General features: G+C 66.1%; 16 protein-coding genes. 8 read left to right on the top strand and 8 right to left on the bottom strand.

All coding sequences use genetic code 11. The features are described 5' to 3' along the window. Positions 1-13: 13 nt before the first annotated feature. From AC5QPF_RS13635 to AC5QPF_RS13655, 5 genes are all read left to right on the top strand, one after another. The gene (locus tag AC5QPF_RS13635) at positions 14-784 is read left to right on the top strand and encodes a DotU/TssL family secretion system protein (protein WP_494963719.1); all 771 of its coding nucleotides are present in this window, start codon (positions 14-16) and stop codon (positions 782-784) included. Further along, on the top strand, positions 781-4,590 hold the full coding sequence (locus AC5QPF_RS13640; RefSeq protein WP_494963720.1) for a type VI secretion protein IcmF/TssM N-terminal domain-containing protein: 3,810 nt from the start codon (positions 781-783) through the stop codon (positions 4,588-4,590). The genes AC5QPF_RS13635 and AC5QPF_RS13640 overlap by 4 nt, the downstream gene beginning before the upstream one ends. Beyond that, positions 4,587-5,672 (top strand): type VI secretion system protein TssA, encoded by a 1,086-nt coding sequence (gene tssA, locus AC5QPF_RS13645; RefSeq protein ID WP_494963721.1) that lies wholly within the window; start codon positions 4,587-4,589, stop codon positions 5,670-5,672. The genes AC5QPF_RS13640 and tssA overlap by 4 nt, the downstream gene beginning before the upstream one ends. A gap of 147 nt (positions 5,673-5,819) precedes the next feature. Next, entirely contained in the window at positions 5,820-6,290 is a 471-nt protein-coding gene (locus AC5QPF_RS13650; RefSeq protein ID WP_494963722.1) for a GNAT family N-acetyltransferase, read from the top strand. Continuing rightward, entirely contained in the window at positions 6,287-6,772 is a 486-nt protein-coding gene (locus AC5QPF_RS13655) for an AAA family ATPase (RefSeq protein ID WP_494963723.1), read from the top strand. The genes AC5QPF_RS13650 and AC5QPF_RS13655 overlap by 4 nt, the downstream gene beginning before the upstream one ends. A 59-nt stretch (positions 6,773-6,831) precedes the next feature. Here the strand turns inward: AC5QPF_RS13655 and AC5QPF_RS13660 are convergent, their stop codons facing one another. From AC5QPF_RS13660 to AC5QPF_RS13695, 8 genes are all read right to left on the bottom strand, one after another. After that, positions 6,832-7,497, bottom strand: coding sequence for a LysE family transporter (locus tag AC5QPF_RS13660; protein ID WP_494963724.1), 666 nt, complete (start codon positions 7,495-7,497; stop codon positions 6,832-6,834). A gap of 169 nt (positions 7,498-7,666) precedes the next feature. Further along, positions 7,667-10,108 carry a TonB-dependent siderophore receptor gene (locus tag AC5QPF_RS13665; protein ID WP_494963725.1) on the bottom strand — a complete coding sequence of 814 codons (2,442 nt, stop codon included), beginning with the start codon at positions 10,106-10,108 and terminating at the stop codon, positions 7,667-7,669. A gap of 97 nt (positions 10,109-10,205) precedes the next feature. After that, complete coding sequence (locus AC5QPF_RS13670; protein WP_494963726.1) at positions 10,206-11,147, bottom strand: FecR domain-containing protein; 942 nt, start codon at positions 11,145-11,147, stop codon at positions 10,206-10,208. Beyond that, the gene (locus AC5QPF_RS13675; RefSeq protein WP_494963727.1) at positions 11,144-11,668 is read right to left on the bottom strand and encodes a sigma-70 family RNA polymerase sigma factor; all 525 of its coding nucleotides are present in this window, start codon (positions 11,666-11,668) and stop codon (positions 11,144-11,146) included. The genes AC5QPF_RS13670 and AC5QPF_RS13675 overlap by 4 nt, the downstream gene beginning before the upstream one ends. Positions 11,669-11,828: 160 nt before the next feature. Beyond that, positions 11,829-14,543, bottom strand: coding sequence for a magnesium-translocating P-type ATPase (gene mgtA / locus AC5QPF_RS13680; RefSeq protein ID WP_494963728.1), 2,715 nt, complete (start codon positions 14,541-14,543; stop codon positions 11,829-11,831). Positions 14,544-14,748: 205 nt separating this feature from the next. Continuing rightward, complete coding sequence (locus AC5QPF_RS13685; RefSeq protein ID WP_494963729.1) at positions 14,749-15,453, bottom strand: MgtC/SapB family protein; 705 nt, start codon at positions 15,451-15,453, stop codon at positions 14,749-14,751. Positions 15,454-15,886: 433 nt separating this feature from the next. After that, complete coding sequence (locus AC5QPF_RS13690) at positions 15,887-16,183, bottom strand: DUF3144 domain-containing protein (protein ID WP_494963730.1); 297 nt, start codon at positions 16,181-16,183, stop codon at positions 15,887-15,889. 25 nt (positions 16,184-16,208) lie between these two features. Continuing rightward, positions 16,209-16,925, bottom strand: a complete 717-nt coding sequence (locus tag AC5QPF_RS13695; RefSeq protein WP_494963731.1) for a phytanoyl-CoA dioxygenase family protein — start codon at positions 16,923-16,925, stop codon at positions 16,209-16,211. A gap of 190 nt (positions 16,926-17,115) precedes the next feature. On the opposite strand from AC5QPF_RS13695, the gene AC5QPF_RS13700 reads away from it, so the two are divergent. From AC5QPF_RS13700 to AC5QPF_RS13710, 3 genes are read left to right on the top strand one after another with little or no spacing between them, the layout of a single operon-like run. After that, on the top strand, positions 17,116-17,511 hold the full coding sequence (locus AC5QPF_RS13700) for a hypothetical protein (RefSeq protein ID WP_494963732.1): 396 nt from the start codon (positions 17,116-17,118) through the stop codon (positions 17,509-17,511). Further along, the gene (locus AC5QPF_RS13705) at positions 17,504-17,818 is read left to right on the top strand and encodes a hypothetical protein (RefSeq protein ID WP_494963733.1); all 315 of its coding nucleotides are present in this window, start codon (positions 17,504-17,506) and stop codon (positions 17,816-17,818) included. Before AC5QPF_RS13700 ends, AC5QPF_RS13705 begins: the two co-directional genes overlap by 8 nt. Before the next feature lie 7 nt (positions 17,819-17,825). Continuing rightward, positions 17,826-19,769 (top strand): hypothetical protein, encoded by a 1,944-nt coding sequence (locus tag AC5QPF_RS13710; RefSeq protein WP_494963734.1) that lies wholly within the window; start codon positions 17,826-17,828, stop codon positions 19,767-19,769. The last annotated feature ends 25 nt before the right edge of the window (positions 19,770-19,794 follow it).

The raw sequence follows: 19,794 nt of genomic DNA on the forward strand, positions 1-19,794 counted from the left end.
GGTAGGGAAGCCTATGCCAGAAGGGATTGCCGTTTCGCGATTTCGCGGCGTGCAGGATGCTCCGTTGACCAGTGCCTTTCGCGAGGCCTGGCAGGAATGGTCGCAGGCCTGGGACGAGCTGGACAAACGCGTCGAGGACAGCGAAAAGCTGATCGACGAAGTGGTCGAACTGTCCACCGGCGCCACCCGACGCCTGTGGCGAGCGGCTTTTGCCAGCGTCGGCGACTCGGCGCCGCTGCAGGTCAAGTCGATGGTCTATGCGTTCGTCGCGCTGGTCGACGAAACCCTGCTGTTCGCCGACTGGCCGGGCCAGCCGGCCTGGCAGGAGCGGCCGCTCGAGCTGCGCCTCTATTCCAGCCGTCAGGCCGGTGACCGTCTGCCTGTGGAGATCAAGCGCCTGCTCGACGAGCAGGCGCCCACCAGCCAGGACCTCGGCAATGTCTACCTGCTGTGCATGATCCTCGGTTTCCATGGTCGCCTGCGCGGTCCGGGCGGCGAGGCGCTGCACGCCAAGTGGCGCCACGCGTTGTTCAACTTCACCCGCCAGCGTGATCCGGACTACGCCAATGTCAGCGCCTTGCTGGCGGAGCCCGCCAGCGTGCAGCCGCACCAATTGCCGGTCCGTGAGTCCATGGGGGACAGCCTGCGCCTGGCCCTGATGATCGTCGGCGTGACCCTGCTGCTGATCGGCGTCGGTCATCTGTTCTGGCGCGATATCGGCCAGCAGCTGTCGCCGGTGCTGCACCTGGCGACGCCGTACCAGACCCAGGAGCCGACTTCATGAGCTTGTCCATGATTGGCTGGGTGGCCGGCATCCTCGTTCTTTTACTGGTCCTGGTGCTGCTGGTGCTGTGGTTGCGCAATCGCAACGGCGCGGCGGTGCGCAGCTTCTATCTGGCCGTGCGCCAGATGGAGCACGAGCAGGGCGTCAGTGACCGCTACCAGGCGCCCTGGCTGCTGATGCTCGGCGACGAGGTCGAGGGCAAGCGCCTGTGCGCCAGTTGGAACCTCAACCCGGTGGACAAGCCGGCCTGGTTCGGTCGCTGGTGGTCCGACCCCAGCGGCGCCGTGCTGGTAGTACCGCAGGCGCTGTTCATGCCAGGCGAAGGGATGAAACAGGCCAGCGGCTGGTGGAACCTGATCGGCCTGCTCCTGCGCCTGCGCGCGCGGCGGCCGCTGGACGGCGTGGTATGGACCATCGCCGCCGCCGACCTGCTCGACGCCGATCGCGCCGCCAGCCTTGGTCTGGACGCACGCCGCCGTTTCATCGACCTGCTGCAGCGCCTGGGCATCAGCTTGCCGGTGTACGTGGTCATCACCGGCATGGACGAAGTGCCGGGCTTCCAGGAGCTGGCCCGGGCGTTGCCGGAAGAAGCGCGCAAGCAGGTGCTCGGCTGGTCGTCGCCGTACCCGGCGGATGCCGCCTGGCAGTCGCAATGGACCGACGATGCCTTGGACCGCATCATCTACGCGCTGTCCGAGTCCATCGTGCAGATGGGCACTCTGGCCGGGCAATTGAATGGCGACCTGGATGCGTTGCCGACCCGTTTCGAGGCCATGCGCCGCAACCTGCAAATGCTTCTGTGGCCGGTGTTCCAGGGTAATACCCATGGCGAGGCACCGGCCCTGCGCGGGCTGTACTTCACCGGGGCCCAGGCGTTGCCGACAGGGGCCGACGTGCTCAGTGCGCTGGACCAGGCGCCCGTGCAGAACGTCTTCGCCCAAGGCCTGTGGCAGCAGCGCATCAATGCCGAGCGCGGCCTGGCCCGGCCGATTCCGCGCCTGCTGCAGCTGCGCCAGCGCTGGCAGCGGGTGGTGGCGATCAGCGCCGCCGTGGTCGGGGTGATCTGGGCCATCGCCATGGTCTGGGTCTGGCGCGACTCGCTGCGCGATGCCGGCGAGCTGGCGCGACTGTTGCAAAACGCGCAGAACGACTACATCAGCATCAGCGACGACAACCACCGCCAGGAACTGACCCGGCACAACGTGCAGAGCTTCTGGACCGTGCTGGAGCGCGCGCCGCGCTGGCACTTCACTTCGCTGGCCTATCCGACGTCGTGGTTCTCGTCGCTGGACGACGATATGGACCAGGTGCTCCAGCACACCTCCATGAGCCACATGCGCCAGCCGATCCATGACCTGCTGCAGGCCGAGTTGCGTGACGTCCTGGCGATCGCCGAGACCAGCCGCCGCGGGGGCGCCCCTCAAGGTGGCGATCCGGCGCAATGGCCAAGTTACCTCAAGGCCCGTGAACTGGTGCGCAAGGTGCTGCGCCTGGAGCAGGCCGCGAGCCTGTACGCCCAGGCCCAGGCCAACCAGAAGACGCCGCTTGACCAGCTCATCCCGCTGAGCAACCAGACCCTGGACATGAACCTGAATGCCGGGACCTTGCCCAACGAGAAGTTCTACAACCGCCTGCTGGTGAACCAGGGCATCAGCCCGCTCAAGCCGCTGGACCTGTCGATCTATCGGAGCACGCTCCAGGGCAACTTCAACCAGTTGATGGAAAACTGGCTCGGGCACTACTTCCGTACCGACGGCTACGTGGTCTCGGCGGGCTACCTGCGCCTGTACCTGGAGCGTCTGGAGAATGGTGCGGCGCAGAGCCTGACGGAACTGGAGCATATCGATGCGCTGATCGAGGACCTGCAGGATTCCGTCGACCTTACCAATGCCACCTGGAGCCGGGGCAAGGGCCAGGACCTGGTGGCCGGGTACAGCGACCTGCTGGACAAGATCCGCCAAAGCAAGCTGCTCGGCCCGGCAGTGGCCGAGGAAACCGAACGCCTGGCCGAACAGATGCAGTACAGCTTCAAGGAGCAGTGGGTTGCCCAGGGCGTGGCGGGCAAGAGCCTGCTGGTGCAGAGCAGCACCGGGCAACTGGCACTGCAGGATCGCATCGGCCACCTGAAGAGCGCGATCAACCTGCTGCTCAAGCGTGACTTCGTCGCTCGTGCACTGCGCGAGGATTCGGTGCGCGACTCGGAGCAACTGACCCATGTCGACGGCGAGGGCTTGCGTCTGGCGCAGAGCTACTACGACAGCTACAAGCTGTATTCCCATGAGTCCCTTTCGGGCATTCCACCGGCTTACCGCAACGCCTTGCTCAAGACGGCGGAGAACACGGCGGGAGATGCCATGTGGGCCAGCCTCAACCGCAAGACCCCGGAAAGCGAAATGGCTTCCACGCCGACTTTCCAGGTGCGCACCGACCAGGCCCTGGCGGTGCACCGCGCCTTTGTCCAGTTACAGCGTCCGGACCTGGCCAGCGGCTTGCAAAGTGCGCTGAACCAGAGCGCCCTGGCAGACATCTCCCTGGCCATCGACGAGATCGACCAGCAACCGGTGTTCCGTGACCGCGCCGACATCAACCAGTGGGACGGTTCGAAGGAGTTCGGCCTGCGCCTGTTCCGGGCGGTGGATGTGCAGGACCTCAAGGCCAGCCTGGAGCAGCAGTTCGCCGTGATCACCGCGATCACCGAACAGGCAGGGCCGGCCAAGGAGTGGCTGATGACCCAACTGCCGAGCCTCAATCTCACCGAGTCGGAGCTGGTCAACCACTTCAATTCCCTCGGCGAGGAAATGGTCAAGTACAAGGCGCAGAACCCTTCCAGCTCGCCGGCACTGATTACCCAGTTGATCGTTCGCGACTTCAACGACATGGACCAGGGCAGTTGCGTGAAGATCCTCAGCTCTGCCAGTGCACCCCGGGCCACCGGGCAACTGACCCAGCGCTGGGCCAGTCTGCAACAGGCTGCCATGCAGCGTTGCCAGTTCCTCCAGCGCCAGGCGGTGTCTTCGGCGTGGAACGATCTGGCCGGGTATTTCAATCAGTACCTGGCCAACCGGTTCCCGTTCAGCACCGACCTCCATGCGCCGGATGCCGATCCTGCGCGGGTGCAGTATTTCCTCACCCTGACCGACAACCGTCTGGCCGCGGCCCGCGATGGCCTGTCCCTGCTGTCCCTGCGCGAGCGCGCTGCGGCCAGCGAATTCCTCGACCGCATCGCCCTGGCGCGGCCGTGGCTGGGGGCCATGCTGGTGCGCGACAAGGCCGGTTTGTCAGGCATCGACATGGAAGTCACCTGGCGCACCGACCGCGACAGCGAGCGCGGTGCGGACCAGGTGATCGCCTGGACCCTCGGTGCCGGCAACCGCGAGATCGTCTTCCCGGGCGACGAGCAGGTGCTGCACTGGAGCGTCGGCCAGCCGCTGAGCCTGCGCCTGCGCTGGGCTCGCGACGGCACCCAGCGCCCGGTCAACGACCCGGTGCAGCAGCAACTGCATGTCAGCGGCCTGGAAGCCGAGTGGCAATACGAGGGGCCGTGGGCGCTGCTGCGCATGATCGCCGCGCACAGCTCGATGCTGCGCCAGCCGAACGTCGACTACACCGAATTCCCGTTGAGCCTGGCGGTGCCGGTGCATGCCCAGCCTGAGGAAGAGAACCAGACCCTGATGTTCCTGCGCCTGTCGTTGATGAGCCAGGGCGGCAAGGCACCGCTGTCGTTGCCTCCGCTGCCGGTGCAGGCGCCACGTTCACCGTTCGGCTACGCACCGCGCTCCGTGGCCGATGCAGGAGACTACCCATGATTACCCCCGGCTTTTCCGAGCGGGTCAGCCAACTGCTCGAGCCGCTTTGCGGCGAGCAGCCGTGCGGCATCAACCTCACCTATGACGCGGCGTACCACCGTTTGCAGGATCTGCGGCGTGAGGACGACACCAGCCTGCCAACCGGCAAATGGGTGCCGTCGGAAATCAAGCGCGCTGACTGGGGCGGGCTCGAACGCTTGGCCACCCAGCTGTTGCGCGAACGCAGCAAGGACGTGCAGATTGCCGCCTGGCTGGGCGAGGCCTGGCTGCACCGCGAAGGCCTTAACGGTATCGCCGATGCCCTGGCCCTGGTCGGCGGCTTGTGCGAGCGCTACCCCGACGACGTCCATCCGCAACCCGAGGACGGCGACCGTGCATGGCGTGCTTCGCCGCTGATGTGGATGGCGCGGCGCTACGAACAGATCCTGGTCACCCGCTTGCAACTGTTCCCCGAGCCGCCGGCGGACCTGGACGGTTTCTGCCTGTACCAGTGGCAGCAGATGAAAGTACGCCAGGTGCAGATCAACGACAGCAAGCCGGCCAAGACCGCTGCCGAGGCGGCCCAGGCACTGCAGAAGAAAGTGACTGAGCTGGCACGCGCGACCACGGTGAACTGGTGGCTGCAGGGGGTGAAATCGATCCAGACGGCGCAGGCGCAACTGGTCCTGATGGATGGCTGGTGCGACCGTCATCTCCTTGACGAGGCGCCGAGTTTCACCGCGTTGCGCAAAACCTTGCACAACCTGGAGGACCTGCTCAAGGAGTTCATCGCGCTGCATCCGCCACAACTGCTGGCGCCTGAACCTGTCCAGCCACAACCGGAGACTTCTGTACCGATGGATGTTCCTGTCACCGCGCAAAGCCGTGCGCCTTTCGCCGAACCGCGTAGCCGCGACGAGGCCTATCGCCAGTTGCTGGTGATCGCCGATTATCTGGCGCGTACCGAACCGCACAGTCCGGTGCCGTACCTGATCCGGCGGGGGGTAGAGTGGGGGAACAAGCCGTTGCGGGACCTGCTGGCGGAACTGATCGAATCGGACGCGGAAGCGCGGCGGTTGTGGACGTTGCTGGGGGTGTTGTAAACGGCTGGAGGGCCTCATCGCGGGCAACGCCCGCTCCCACAATGACCGCGAGCACCGCCGAACCTTGTGGGAGCGGGCGTTGCCCGCGATGAGGCCCTCAAGACTGGCGTGATGGCCTTGCAGAACCACCGAACGAAGGAATGTCCCATGCTTCAACTCGACTGGCTGGCCCGGCACATGAGTCACAGCGACACCCTGGCCACCTGGCTGCACCGGCAGTTCACCTATGAATTCGAGCAACCGCTGGAGCAGTGGCAACGGGAGTTTGCCGAGGGCCAGCACAATGGTGACTGGCAATCCCTGATCGCGCTGGAGGAAGGCCGTTTGCTGGGTGGTGCCGCACTGGCGCGGGATGATCTGGCGGAGCGTCCCGATCTCGGGCCCTGGCTCGCTTGTGTGTTCGTCACGCCAGAAGCCAGGGGCCGGGGCCTGGCCGAGCAGTTGATCGAAGGTATCTGCGCGCGAGCCCGGGAAACCGGCGTTTGCACCCTGTACCTGCACACCCACGACAAGAGCGCCTACTACGCCAGGCGCGGTTGGACCGTGCTGGAGCGCTTCGAAGCCTGGGGCAAGGAGCAATGGCTGATGTCCCGCGACCTGCAAGGAGGTGCACGATGACCTCGGTAACGCTGCACCTGCTCTGTGGCAAGATCGCTGCCGGCAAGTCGACCCTGGCCCGCAACCTGGTCGCCGAGCATTCGGCGATCCTGCTGGGTGAAGACCAGTGGCTGGCGCGTCTGTACCCTGGCGAGATCAATTCGGTCGCGGACTACGTGAAGTACGCCAAGCGTGTGCATGAGGTTCTCGGTCCGCTGGTGATCGACCTGCTGCGGGCCGGGGTACCGGTGGTCCTCGACTTTCCCGCCAACACCCGCGCCGCCCGCCACTGGTTGCGCGACCTGGCGGAGGCGGCGCAGGTGTCGCATCGCCTGCATTACCTGGATATCGACGACGCTACCTGCCGCGCCCGCCTGCATGCGCGCAATGCCCGTGGCGAACATGAGTTCGCCGCCACGGATGCGGAGTTCGACCTGATCACCCGTTACTTCGAAGCGCCGGTGCAAGACGAGGGGCTGCAGATCGTGCGGCATGGCGGCTGAACCTGATAGGCTCGCCGGCCTCATTGCCGGGCAGGCACTGATCTGGGCAGGCTCGCGGGTCAGCGACTGAAGATCCGCTGTACTCCAAGCGCCACTAACGCCCCACCGGCACAACCGTTGATCCAGCGTTCGATGCGCAGGTACAGCCCGCGCAGACGGGAGGTGCCGAAGACCATGCCCAGCCCCACATGCCAGCCGAACGACAGCACGCCGATCAGCACCACGGTGACCACGTAGAACCACAGTGGCGGGTGGGTCGGGAAAATGGCGGCGAAGGCGCTGGTCCAGAAAGCGGCGCCCTTGGGGTTGGTCACGCAGGTCAGCAGGCCGGTACGGAAGGCAGCCAGGCGCGAGCCGTCCAGTTGCGGCTGTTCTATTGCCAGGCTGCGTGGCGTCGGCTTGAAGGCCGACCAGAGCAGGCGCGCGCCATACCAGACCAGGTAGCTGGCACCGAGCAGGCGCACCGCCGAGGACAGCCAGGGGTGTTGCGAGAGCAGGGTGGCCAGGCCGGCGATCGAGACGATGACCCAGAACACCGAGCCGGTACCGATGCCGAAGGCCACGTAGCGGGCGTCGCGGCGACGCCGGGCCAGGGCCATCTGGCTGAGGATGAAGAAGTTCGGCCCCGGGCTGGCGAGGACTGCCAGGTAGATGCCGGTGATCAGCAGCAGGGAGTAGAGGTAGGTCATGGCGGGACCGGGGGCGGGCAGGGGAAAGAGTTCCATAGTGCCCAAATCCAGCGGCGACATCCATTGGCTCTGTTGTGTTCCTTATGGCCTCATCGCGGGCAACGCCCGCTCCCACAGGGACCGCGTGCACCACGAACCTTGTGGGAGCGGGCGTTGCCCGCGATGAGGCCGGGCCTGGCGACGCAGTCACCAGGCCCGGTACAGGTCAGAACTCCCCGCGCAAGGTCAGCATGTAGTTGCGCGGCTCGCCATACAGGTTGACCCGGTCCAGCCCGTCCGCGGCTACGTAGTACTTGCGGTCTGCGAGGTTCTCCCCGACCAGGCTCAGGGTCCAGTGCTCGTCGAGCGCATAGGCGACCCGCGCATCCCAGATGGCCCGGCCGGCGGCACCATACTTGTCGCCATCCTCGGTCTTGTTCAGGTAGCCCGACTGCGCCTGCACCCCGGCCCCCACGGTCACCCGTTTCCACTCACCCGGCAGGGTGTAGCTGGTGGAAAGCTTGGCCAGGTGCTTCGGTGTTTCAGTGGACAGGGGCTCGCTGCCGGAGCTGGCGGTCAGGTTGTAGGTGTAGCCGCCGAACACCTGCAGCCCCGGCAGCAGCTCGCCGCTGGCCTCGACATCGATGCCCTTGCTGCGCTTGAGCACGCCACTCAGGTAACAGGCATCGCCGGGGTTCTGCGGGCAGATATGGTCTTGATCGGCGTCGTAGTAGGAGGCGTCCTTTTGCTTGATGTAGAACAGCGCCACGGACAGGTTCAGTGCCTTGTCGAACAGCTCGCCCTTGATCCCGGTCTCGTAGTTGGTGCCGATGGCCGGCTTCAGCGGCGAGCCGGTGTAATCCACGTAGTTGCTTTGTGGCATGAAGATGTCGGCATAGCTGGCGTACCACGACCAGTTCTGGCTGAAGTCGTAGATCAGGCCGGCGAAGGGGGTGACCTGGCCGGTTTCCTTCGACTCGTAGTCCGGGGCGTTCTGGAGTTTGTACCTGAAGGCGTAGTCATACCAGCTGACCCGCCCGCCGAGCACCAGGGTCAGGGGCTCGGCCAGCTTCAGCCGGGCGTTGGCGTAGAGGCCATAGCGCTCGTCGTCCAGCCTGTTGTTGGAGGTCCAGGCCGGGCGCTCCGGTTTGGCGATGGCGTGATGATCGGGGTCGAAGACATCGACCGGAACCCGGGGATCCAGCTCGATATCTGCGGTCCGGTCCTTGATCCGCTGGCGCGACCAGTTGGCACCCAGGGTGATCTGGTGTGTCAGGCCGAAAGCCTCGAAGTTGCCATCCACGTGGCTGTCCAGGCCATTGCTGTCGATGCTGACCCGGTGGAACTCGATGCCGCGAAAGGTCGAACCGCTGTTGCTCACCGGGTCCACCGAACCACGGGCAAAGGCGATGGCCTGGTCTATGGTGCCCAGAGAGTGGGTGACCGAGGTGGTGGTGCTCCAATTGTCGTTGAAGCGGTGATTCAGTTCGACGAAGGCCTCGTTCATTTCGCTGTTGTGGCTGTTCCAGTCCTGCACCAGTGCGGTGGAGCGGGGCAGGTCGAGGGACTTGCCGTTGCTGTAGCGCGGCAGGCCGAAGATCGAGTAGCCGTTGATGTCGCCGGTCTGGTGGCGCAGGCTGGCGGTGAGCGTGGTGTCGTCGTTCAGGTCCGCTTCGATCACGCCGTACAGCAAGGGTGTGCGTGATTCGTATTCATCCAGGTAGGAGCGACGGTCTTCATAGGCGGCGACGAAGCGTCCGCGCACCGTGCCGCTGTCGTTCAGTTTGCTGCTGCCGTCGAGGTCGACGCGGTAGTTGTTCCAGGAACCGGCCCGGGCGGTGACGGAAAAGCGCGGCTCAGCGGTGGGCCGTTTGCGCACCAGGTTGACCGCGCCACCCGGGTTGCCGGCGCCCACCAGCAGGCCGCTGGCGCCGCGCAGGACTTCGACGCGGTCGAACACCGCCATGTCCGGCGGCAACCAGCCGGTAACGGTATAGGCCTGCCCCGGCACGCCATCCATCAGGTAGCTTTCCTCGCCCAGCACGAAGCCGCGGGACTGGAACACGTGGGCGCCGTAGTTGCGCTGGCTGAAGGTGATGCCCGGGGTCTTGCTCATGACCTTGTCGAGGCTGTTGAGGTTCTTGTCGTCCATCAACTGGCGGGTCATCACCGTCACCGATTGCGGGGTCTCGCGCAGGGTCTGGGCGGACTTGCCGATGCTCACGCCCCCGGTGGCGTAGGAGCGGGTGCCATCGGTGGTGGTACCGAGGCCGGCGGCATTCACGCTGGTGGCGCCCAGCTCGACGGCACCCTCGTCACTGCGCGGCAGCAGCACGTAATCGCCGTTGCTGCTACGCAGCACCTGCAAGTCATTGCCGCGCAGCAGACGGGCGAAGCCTTCCTCGACCGAGTAGCTGCCCTTCAGGCCGGGGCTGCTCTTGTCCTGGGTCAGGCGCGCATCGAACGACAGCACCACCCCGGCATCGCTGGCGAAGCGGCTGAGCACCGCGCCCAGCGGGCCGGCGGCGATGGTGTAGCTGCGCTGGGCTTCCCCGGCACGGGCCTGGCCGGTGGCGCTCAGTGGCTGGATCAAGCCGACCTGCAGGCCCAGCGCGGCGCCGAGCAGGGCGATGACCAGGGGTTTTCGGGGAAAGGCGTGGCGTTGCATGAACAGCTCCTTCAAGTGCAATGACGGCGATTTGAAGGAGGGGTCGAACGAGCGGCTCAAATCGACAAATGAAAATGAAAATATTTTTCAGCTCGGCTCAGGCGCGTCCGCGAACCCGTACCCAGTAGCGGGTGCGGAAGTCGACGCGCACCGGCAGGACCCGGGCGATGGCGGCCAGGGCGCGGTCGCTGTCATCCAGCGGGAAGGCCCCGGACAGGCGCAGCGCCGCGACTTCGTCGGCGCACTGGATGAAGCCCGGACGATAGCGCTGCAGCTCGGCGAGGGTGCGGTCCAGGCGCCAGCCGTCGATCACCAGGCGGCCGTTGCTCCACTCGGACTGGTTCGAGTCGAGGGGCTGCGGAGCCGGCAACGGACCGTCGCCGAAGCTCAGGCCCATGCCGGCGTCCACTCGCACTTCAGGCATGTCCGGGCGGTTGCGTACCGCGACCGCGTGTTCCAGCACTGCCAGTTCGGTGTGGTCGGCTTCCTGGCGCACGTCGAAGCGGGTACCGAGGGCGCGCATCTGGCCATGTCGGCTGCGCACGCTGAGGGGGCGCGGGTCCTTGCCGGTGGTCAGGAGGATTTCCCCGGCACGCAGGATGATCAGGCGCTGGTCGGCGCTGAAGCGGATGTCCACGGCGCTGGCGGTGTTGAGGATCAGCTCGCTGCCGTCCGCCAGCACCAGGCGCCGGCGTTCGCCGATGGCGGTACGGGCGTCGGCCAGCCACAGCGGCGTCTGGCGGTAGCCGGTCCAGGCCAGACCGGAGACGCCGAGGCCAAGGACCAGGCCCTTGAGCAAGGTACGGCGCCCGGGGTGGCCGAGGTCGCTGGCCAGGGTGCCGCGGGCCAGGGCCGGCGAGACACCGCGCAGCTCGCTCTGCAAAGCTTCGAGGCGCTGCCAGGCCCACGGGTGCAGAGCGTCCTGTTGCAACCAGGCCTGCCACTGGCCCTGGGTGCGCGGGCATTGCGGATCGGCGCCGAGCCGTGCGTACCAGCGGGCCGCCTCGCGCAGGGCCTGGCGTTGACTGTCGGCGTTCACCGTTCGGCATCCAGGGCGAACAACAGGCACTGTTCGGTGGCGCGGGCGATGTACTTGGTTACCGAACTGACGGAGACGCCGAGACGGTGGGCGATCTCGCTGTAGGGCAGGCCCTCCAGTTGGGCGAAGAAGAAGGCCTGGCGCACCTTGTGGTCGAGGCCGTCGAGCATGGCGTCCAGGTGCAGCAGCGTTTCCAGCATCAGCAGGCGTTCTTCGGGAGAAGACGCCAGCAGTTCCGGTTCGTGGGCCAGGGCCTGCAGGTAGGCCTGTTCAAGGCTACGCCGGCGCAGGTGATCGACCATCACCCGCTTGGCCACGGTGGCGAGGAAATTGCGCGGCTCGCGCAGCGGGTGGGCGACAGTGCTGGTGAGCAGGCGCAGGAAGGTGTCGTGGGTGAGGTCGGCGGCGCGGTCGCCGTCTCCCAGGCGCCGACGCAACCAGCCGCGCAGCCAGAGACTGTGGTCGCGGTAGAGCTCACCGAGGGTGTCCTGGGTGGATGAGGGCGGTAGCACAGAGGACACCCGGATCTCCTGACAATCGGATGCAATTAAGAATTGCTCGCAATCATAATGGGGTTCGGGGGGAAAGCAAAGCCTCGCTCCAGCGGTTGACCGAGATCCCTGCGGGAGCTGGCAAGCCAGCTCCCGCAGGGTCATGCAGTGTTCTCAGGTGAGGATTTCACTACCAGCCATACCGCCGGGTAAACCAGCCCTTCATTGCCTGTACCACCCCCACATACCCCACCAGGATCGCCACCAGGAATGGGAAGTACGTCCACGGCAACGCCTGCAGCTTGAAGTATCCTGCCAGCGGCGACATTGGCAGCAACAGCCCGATGGCCACGATCACAGCGGTCATCGCCATCAGCGGCCAGGCTGCGCGGCTGTGCACGAAGGGCAGCTTGCGGGTGCGGATCAGGTGCACCACCAGGGTCTGCGACAGCAGCCCTTCGACGAACCAGCCGGACTGGAACAGGGTCTGGTGTTCCGGCGTATTGGCAGCGAACACGAACCACATCAGCGCATAGGTGAGGATGTCGAAGATCGAGCTCAGCGGCCCGAAGAACAACATGAAGCGCCCGATATCCTCGGCATTCCAGCGTTGCGGTTTGCTCAGTTGCTCGGCGTCGACGTTGTCGAACGGAATCGCGGTCTGTGATACGTCGTACAGCAGGTTCTGCACCAGCAGGTGCAGCGGCAGCATCGGCAGGAACGGCAGGAAAGCGCTGGCCACCAGCACGCTGAAGACATTGCCGAAGTTGGAGCTGGCGGTCATCTTGATGTACTTGAGCATGTTGGCGAAGGTCTTGCGGCCTTCGACCACGCCTTCTTCCAGGACCATCAGGCTCTTCTCCAGGAGAATGATGTCCGCCGCTTCCTTGGCGATGTCCACCGCCGAATCCACCGAGATCCCCACGTCCGCCGCACGCAGCGCCGGGGCGTCGTTGATGCCGTCGCCCATGAAACCGACCACATGTCCGCGCTGGCGCAGCAGGCGCACGATGCGTTCCTTGTGCGCCGGGGTGAGGCGGGCGAACAGGTTGCATTCGGCGGCGCGCTCGCTCAGCTGAGGGTCGCTCAGGGCATCGATATCGCTGCCCAGCAGCAGGCCTTTCAGCGACAGACCGACTTCACGGCAGACGCGCCGGGTGACGCGCTCGTTGTCACCGGTCAGCACCTTCACGTCCACGCCCTGGCTGGCCAGCGCGCGCAGGGCCGCGGCGGTGGTGTCGCGGGGCGGGTCGAGGAAGGCGATGTAGCCGGTCAGCAGCAGGTCGCTTTCATCGGTCACCTGGTACTGCTCGCGCGCCGCCGGCAGTTGCTTGATCGCCACGGCGACCACCCGCAGGCCCTCGTCGTTGAGGCTGGCGGTGTGCTTGCGGATACGCTCCAGCAGTGTGGCGTCGAGCACTACGTCCTGATTGCCGATGCGCACGCGGCTGCACACCGACAGCACCTCCTCCAGCGCGCCCTTGCAGATCAGCCGATGGCCGTCGCCACGCTCGCCGACCACCACCGACATGCGCCGGCGCTGGAAGTCGAACGGGATCTCGTCGACCTTGGCGAAGTGCTCGCCGAGACGGGCCATGCGCCCGGCATCGGCGTGTTCCAGCACCGCAACGTCGAGCAGGTTCTTCAGACCGGTCTGATAGTGGCTGTTGAGCCAGGCGTCGTCGAGCACGGCGTCACACGGGGTGCCGAGCACATCGGTATGCCGTTCCAGGACGATGCGGTCCTGGGTCAGGGTGCCGGTCTTGTCGGTGCACAGCACGTCCATGGCGCCGAAGTTCTGGATGGCGTCCAGGCGTTTGACGATGACTTTCTTGCGCGACAACACCACCGCGCCCTTGGCCAGGGTCGAGGTGACGATCATCGGCAGCATTTCCGGGGTCAGGCCGACGGCGATGGACAGGGCGAACAGCGACGCCTCCAGCCAGTCGCCCTTGGTGATGCCATTGAGCAGCAGTACCAGCGGCGCCATCACCAGCATGAAGCGGATCAGCAGCCAGCTGACCTTGTTCACCCCTTGCTGGAACGCGGTAGGTTCGCGGTCACTGCTCAGCACCCGCTCCGCCAGGTTGCCGAAATAGGTGTGCTGGCCGGTGCCGACCACCAGTGCGCGGGCGCTGCCGCTGACCACATTGGTGCCCATGAAGCACAGGTTGTCACGCTCCAGCGGGCTGCCGGCAGCGCCGCGGTGGGGTTGGGCGAACTTCTCCAGCGGCAGCGACTCGCCGGTGATCGCCGCCTGGCTGACGAACAGGTCCTTGGCTTCCAGCACGCGCAGGTCGGCGGGAATCATGTCGCCGGCGGAGAGCAGCACCATGTCGCCGGGTACCAGGTCGCGGAAGGGGATTTCCACCGCGCCACGCCGGTCGGCACCGGGCACGCCAGGACGCAGCACGCTGGCGGTGTTGGCCACCAGGGTTTTCAGGCGTTCGGCGGCGCGGTTCGAGCGCGACTCCTGGACGAAGCGCAGAAGGGTCGAGATCAGCACCATGCTGCCGATCACGGCAGCGGCCTTGACGTCCTCGGTGATCCACGACACCACGGCGAGCAGGGTCAGCAACAGGTTGAAGGGATTGCGGTAGCACCACCACAGGTGGCGCAGTGGCGAGACGGGCTTTTCCTGGTCGACCACATTCGCCCCGACCTCGGCGCGGATGGCGTCCACGCGGGCGTCGTCGAGGCCTTCGGCACGGCTGCCGAAATGCTCGAAGAGGGCGTTGCTGTCGAGTTCCGCGACATGCGCCAGCTGGCGCACGAAGTCCGGTGGCAGGTGCCCGCGGGCCTGGCCGTTGCGCAGCAGTTCAAGGATCGCCTGGCGGCGGAAGTGGCGGCTCAGGCCATGGTCGAACAGGGCCAGCAAGCGCTGGCTGAAGGTTTTGAAGAGCATGATGCACTCCTGGGCGGCCGCGTCAGTGCAACCACCAAAAGGGTTTTGCGCAGCGCAGGGTGCGCGCTGCCGCCGGTCTGGCCGGGCGACAGCGCGAGGGAAACTCGCTAGCGGCCGCCCGGCCGGGGTCTGGGTGTTACGGGACTGGGGTCGGGATTCATGGCCGGGCTCCGGATACTCCTGTCGGGTGGGTGGGATGGTCGCTTCAGTCAGCGGCCAGTTCGAAGACTTGCCAGCGCACCGAGCTGACACCTTTTTCCAGGCTGATGCGGCTGACCAGGCGTTCCAGCTGGCTGCTGGCGTCGTGATTACCGAGCAGTTCGGCGCGCACTTCCAGCTTCACCGGGTTGGCCTGGTCCTCGCTGTGCAGCGACTGCAGGCGCAGGCTGGCGCCGTCGAAGCTGTGCAGCATCAGGCTGCGCACCTGGATTTCATCCTCGGCGCGGCAGACGATCTCGACGCTGTAGCGTTGTTCGGATTCGTTGGCTGGCACCACGTCCTGATGATTCAGACGCTGGGCGATATCGCGCAGCAGGATGTTGGCGCAGAGCACCACCAGGCTGCCGAGGGCGGCCTCCAGCAGCAGGCCCATGCTGCACAGCACGCCGATGGCAGCGGTGCACCACAGGGTGGCGGCGGTGTTGAGGCCGCGCACGTTGAGGCCGTCGCGCATGATCACGCCACCGCCGAGGAAACCGATACCGGAGACTACGTAGGCGGCGATGCGCGAGGCGTCGCTGGCCAGGCCCGGTACGCTTTGGGTCATCAGTACGAAGAGGCAGGCGCCGGTGCTGACCAGGGCGTTGGTGCGAAGACCCGTGAGGCGCTGACGCAGTTGCCGTTCGGCGCCGATCAGGGCACCGAGGACGAGGGCTGCGGCGGCGCGCAGCAGAAAGACTTTCCAATCCATGATTCACCTCTTTCTCCGGCCAGGGGCCGGCGTTTACGCAGGTCTTCGACCGGCGCGAATTCGGGTTATGGATGGCGAAAGGTCACCGGGCGTCGCCGGGCCGCGCACGTGCGGCCAGGGGAGGCGGGGAGGGAGAATGGGGATGCGTCATCCCGGACGGGATGCGGATCGCCACTGTCCGCTGTGATCAGCGAGACAGTGGCAGGAGAAAGGCTGCCGGACGTGCTCGCTGTTCAGACCTGTCGCAATCGACTGGGACAACTGTCCAAGGCAGGACTCCTGTGTGATGAGAAATTGCGGCGCACCATACGCCCGCGATCGTGACCGGTCAAGCGCTTCGCTTCACCTTTCACAGGCTCAGTGTAGAGCCGCCGCGCGGGCTGTGAAGGGCGGCTTCGATGAAAGATTCGACATGTTCGCGAGGCGGGGCGGATCAGTCCTGCTTGCCGAGCATGTAGCGGTCGAAGTTGGCGATGTGATCGTCGAGGTTGTCTTCCAGCATCATGCGGTACTGCTCGCTGAAGTACTTGAGCAATTCCTCGCGCGCTGCGGCCATCTCGGCGGCGGACTTGAAGCTGCGCGCGCTCATCCAGGCGTTGAAGCGGCTGGCGCCGAAGGTCATCGAGGCGCTGACCTTGCCCAGGTCCTGGAGGCTTTCGATCTGCTGGTTGGCCAGGTTGATATGGGCGTCGGCGCGGTCGTAGAAGGTGTCGTCGGTGGCTTGGGACATGGAGGCAGGCCTTGGGGCGTGTGGATCAGGCCGGCGATTGGAGCACGTTTGCACCATCGGCGCCATGCGCCCTGTAGCGGTAGTCCGCGGGCTCGAAACGCTCGTGGCTGTCCATCCTCACGTTGCGCAGGTGCCGGGTTTCCATCAGGGACGCATACAACGGATTCGCCGCGTAGCCGATGAGGATGGAACGCCGTGGCGCACCGGACGGGTTGTGGCTGCCGCCGTGGATCAGGTCGGCGTCGAAGACCAGGATGTCGCCCGCCGAGCCCGACAGTTGGATGACGCCCGATTCGTCGTCGAAATCCACAGGCGCCGCCCCGGGGGCCGGGCGATGGCTGGCGGGGACCAGGCGGGTCGCGCCGTTGGCCGGGCCGTAGTCATCGAAGAAGGCCATGGCCAGCGCCAGGTCGCCCGGGCGCTGCAGGTACAGGTCGCGGTGCAGCTTCTGGTGGCCGCCACCGGCGCGGGGTGCGCGGCCCTCGACCTGGGACAGGAAGAAACCCTCGCCGATCAGTTCGCCCACCGCCGCCAGCACGGCCGGCAGGCGACACACCGCCTGGACCCGGGCATCGGTATCCAGCAGCGAATGCAGCCAGCCCGGGCCACGGGGCACCGGCCATTGGTCGGACGGCACGGCCCCGGCGTCGAAGGTCTGGCGCAGGTCGTCCAGCCACCCGCCAGGGATCACCTGGCGCAGCAGCACGTAGCCGTCGTGGTGGAGTCGTTCGGTCGGGGTCATGGTTTTCGCAGTCCTTGCCTTGGGCGTCTTGGCGCGCCGGCAGAGCGTAGCGCCGGGCATTTTGCGATGTCAATTTGATGTCTTTGCCGCAGCGGGCTGGGTGATGGCAGTTTGCCGTTTGGCGCAGTAAGCTAGCGTTTCGACCTGTGCCGGCAGCAGCCAGGCGGGCGTGTCAGGGGAGGACGGCAGGATGCTGGTGATACGTGACGAACAGATGGCCGCGCTGGCCGAGGAGGGCCGCAGGGCCTTTCCGGCACACCTGGTGGCCCACGGGCTGAAGCACTTTCCGGCGCAGTTCGAAGGCCTGCCGATGCCCGCCATGCTGGCGCTGGCGCAGCGCATCGTCGAGCGCGCGGAGCGCTACCAGCTGTGTACCGAGCGGGACGTGGGCAAGTACTTCAACCTGGCCTGCGTTTTCGGCCAGGCGTTCGACGCCGATCCGGCGCTGCCTTGGGCCGCGGCGATCCTCGGCGACGCGAGACTCGGCCCGACCCTGAAGATCAACCGCCTGTACCTCGCCGCTGCGGATCACGAAGGCGAGGGGCGCGGGCTGCACGCCGGGATCGAGGAGGCACGCCATGACTGACCCGGACAATGGCTGCCCGGCCCTGCAGCGCAGCGGCGATGACGCGGACAGCCGTTTCCGCGCGCAGTCGCCCAGCGAGCCGGTGGTGGCCTGCACGCAGCGCACCTGGGTGGAGATCAGCCTGGTGGATGCCGATGGCAAGCCGGTGCCCAACGAGCCCTATCGCCTGGAGTTTCCGGACGGCACGGTGCTGGAAGGCCAACTCGACGAAAACGGCCTGGCCGGGGTGGACGGCATCGATCCGGCCACCGAGGGCAAGCTGACCTTCCCGCGCCTGCTCCAGGCGGCCGCTTCGTTGAAGAGTTGAGGGTGCCATGGCCTATGTGGTGAATGCCCAGGCGGGCGACACGCTGTGTTCGATTGCCCGGGCCAATGGCTACAGCAATTGCGGTACGGTGCGCTCCCATGCGGCCAACGCCGGGTTGCTGGCCCGGCCCCTGGTGGTGGGTGACCAGGTGACCATCCCCGGATTCCGGGATACCTGGTTTTACGGCAAGGTCGCCACGGGGAGGCGCTGGACGGTCGTCTGGTACAACCCTCCCGTCGCCCCGGTGGCCGCGACCATCCAGCTGGTGCGCAAGACCGCCGCCGCGCCTGCTATCGCTGCCGCGCTGGTGGATATCGGCATCAGCCGCTTCGTCCCCAATGCGATCACACCGGCCGGCGTGAACGACTGGTGCGATCACACCGTGCTCGATTTCGACGGTCCCTCCAACGGCGATCCCTGCACCTTCAGTATCGAAGTCAATGACCCGGCGGCTACCGCCGGCACCGTTTCGGTCTATCTCGAAGCCTTGCAACCCTTGTATCCGGCACCCCTCGCGCACCAGCGATTCGCCCCGGGCGCGAGGCGCGACGAGCGTACCCTGTGGGTCACTGCGCAGCACCTGGGGGCGTTGCCCGCCGGCCGCTTCTGGTCGTGCGAGCTGCGCCTGGTGACCTGGCCGTTCGACAAGGCGCTGCGCGCCCAACAGACCCTGCTGGTCAGCGACCTGCATGACTCCCAGGGCATGGATATCGAGATCCTCGACCAGAACATCCGCGCGGTCTATGAGGATGCCTCCTGCCCGAACGCCCCAGGTTCACGCTGTATCAAGGCCTGGCATGAAATCCCCTTGCGCCGGGGCCGAAGCGTCACCCTGGATGGGTTCATCATGAGGTTGGCCGCCGATGGCACGAACCAGGACAACGGGGTGGTGTCCCACGACGCCTACCGGCAGCGCGTGCGGGTCAACTGTCGACGGGTGTTTGCCCAGGAAGAACTCAGCTTCACCTTCGGCGACCTGCGCACCATCGACCCGCCTTCGGACATGCTGGTGGTCGCCGAAGCCGACGATGACCGGGCGAATGGTGCCAATGCCCGTGGCAACAATGGCCAGGGACAGCAAGGCCAGATCGGCTTTACCTTGACCTACACGCCGTTCGCGGGGGTTGCCCAGGCGCATGTCATCGGCCCGCTCGACATCCCTGCCGGCAACACCCCCGTGCAAACGGCGGCGCTGCTGGTACAGGCACTGACGGTGCCGCCGCGGGCCAACATCACGGCGCTCGCCATGCCGAATCCGCCGGACGCCGGGACTGTCCAGGGCAGTGTCGACATCATGATCACGGCGGCCAATGGCACGGCGCGTATCACCGGCCTGACGGCGGATGAGCAACAGGATGCCGACCAGAAGGTGCAAAACGTACACTTCGATACCAATTGGCTCGTCAGCGACCAGGATGCCTTGTCCCTGCGTAAGGCCGGGTCGCCGACGCGCCGGCAACTGTTCAAGTCGCAGCCGACCAATCCCCAGCACATCAGTATTTTCGTGGTCAGGCAGGGCCATGGCGGCCTGACCGCCATGGCCCTGCACCCATTGGCAGTGCGGGGATTGGGCACCGATCCTGCCGTGTGCAATTGCCTGACGATGAACTACGGCTTCATGGACGACGATCTTGCCTTCGGACTCCTGACCCTGCCCCACGAACTCGGGCATGCGCTGAGCGATGCGGATCACTTGCCGAGGAATCTCGAAATCAGATCGCTGATGGTTGCCGGACTTTCACAAAACCCTGACGGCACTGGCAACTTCCGCATCTCCGGGCCCGGCTATGCCCCTCACCCCTACCAGCTCGTCGGCGATAACGTGTTGCGGCTGGCCAGGGCAGCGACCTGGGTCGAGCCCGTGCCTGCGGCACTCGATCTGATCGAGTACAACACCACCATGCACGACCTCATTGCCGCCAACGGTAGCATCCTGTTCACTCCGCGCTGAAGTCCGCGTCGGGAGGGAAACCCGG

Source organism: Pseudomonas sp. Con_6 (assembly GCF_059379395.1).

Bases quoted from the DNA above. Each gene is read 5' to 3' on its own strand.
- AC5QPF_RS13650 (WP_494963722.1), top strand. From the start codon at position 5,820: ATGCTTCAACTCGACTGGCTGGCCCGGCACATGAGTCACAGCGACACC.
- mgtA (WP_494963728.1), bottom strand. From the start codon at position 14,543: ATGCTCTTCAAAACCTTCAGCCAGCGCTTGCTGGCCCTGTTCGACCAT.
- AC5QPF_RS13685 (WP_494963729.1), bottom strand. From the start codon at position 15,453: ATGGATTGGAAAGTCTTTCTGCTGCGCGCCGCCGCAGCCCTCGTCCTC.
- AC5QPF_RS13690 (WP_494963730.1), bottom strand. From the start codon at position 16,183: ATGTCCCAAGCCACCGACGACACCTTCTACGACCGCGCCGACGCCCAT.
- AC5QPF_RS13665 (WP_494963725.1), bottom strand. From the start codon at position 10,108: ATGCAACGCCACGCCTTTCCCCGAAAACCCCTGGTCATCGCCCTGCTC.
- tssA (WP_494963721.1), top strand. From the start codon at position 4,587: ATGATTACCCCCGGCTTTTCCGAGCGGGTCAGCCAACTGCTCGAGCCG.
- AC5QPF_RS13660 (WP_494963724.1), bottom strand. From the start codon at position 7,497: ATGGAACTCTTTCCCCTGCCCGCCCCCGGTCCCGCCATGACCTACCTC.
- AC5QPF_RS13710 (WP_494963734.1), top strand. From the start codon at position 17,826: ATGGCCTATGTGGTGAATGCCCAGGCGGGCGACACGCTGTGTTCGATT.
- AC5QPF_RS13705 (WP_494963733.1), top strand. From the start codon at position 17,504: ATGACTGACCCGGACAATGGCTGCCCGGCCCTGCAGCGCAGCGGCGAT.
- AC5QPF_RS13635 (WP_494963719.1), top strand. From the start codon at position 14: ATGCCAGAAGGGATTGCCGTTTCGCGATTTCGCGGCGTGCAGGATGCT.
- AC5QPF_RS13655 (WP_494963723.1), top strand. From the start codon at position 6,287: ATGACCTCGGTAACGCTGCACCTGCTCTGTGGCAAGATCGCTGCCGGC.
- AC5QPF_RS13640 (WP_494963720.1), top strand. From the start codon at position 781: ATGAGCTTGTCCATGATTGGCTGGGTGGCCGGCATCCTCGTTCTTTTA.
- AC5QPF_RS13700 (WP_494963732.1), top strand. From the start codon at position 17,116: ATGCTGGTGATACGTGACGAACAGATGGCCGCGCTGGCCGAGGAGGGC.
- AC5QPF_RS13695 (WP_494963731.1), bottom strand. From the start codon at position 16,925: ATGACCCCGACCGAACGACTCCACCACGACGGCTACGTGCTGCTGCGC.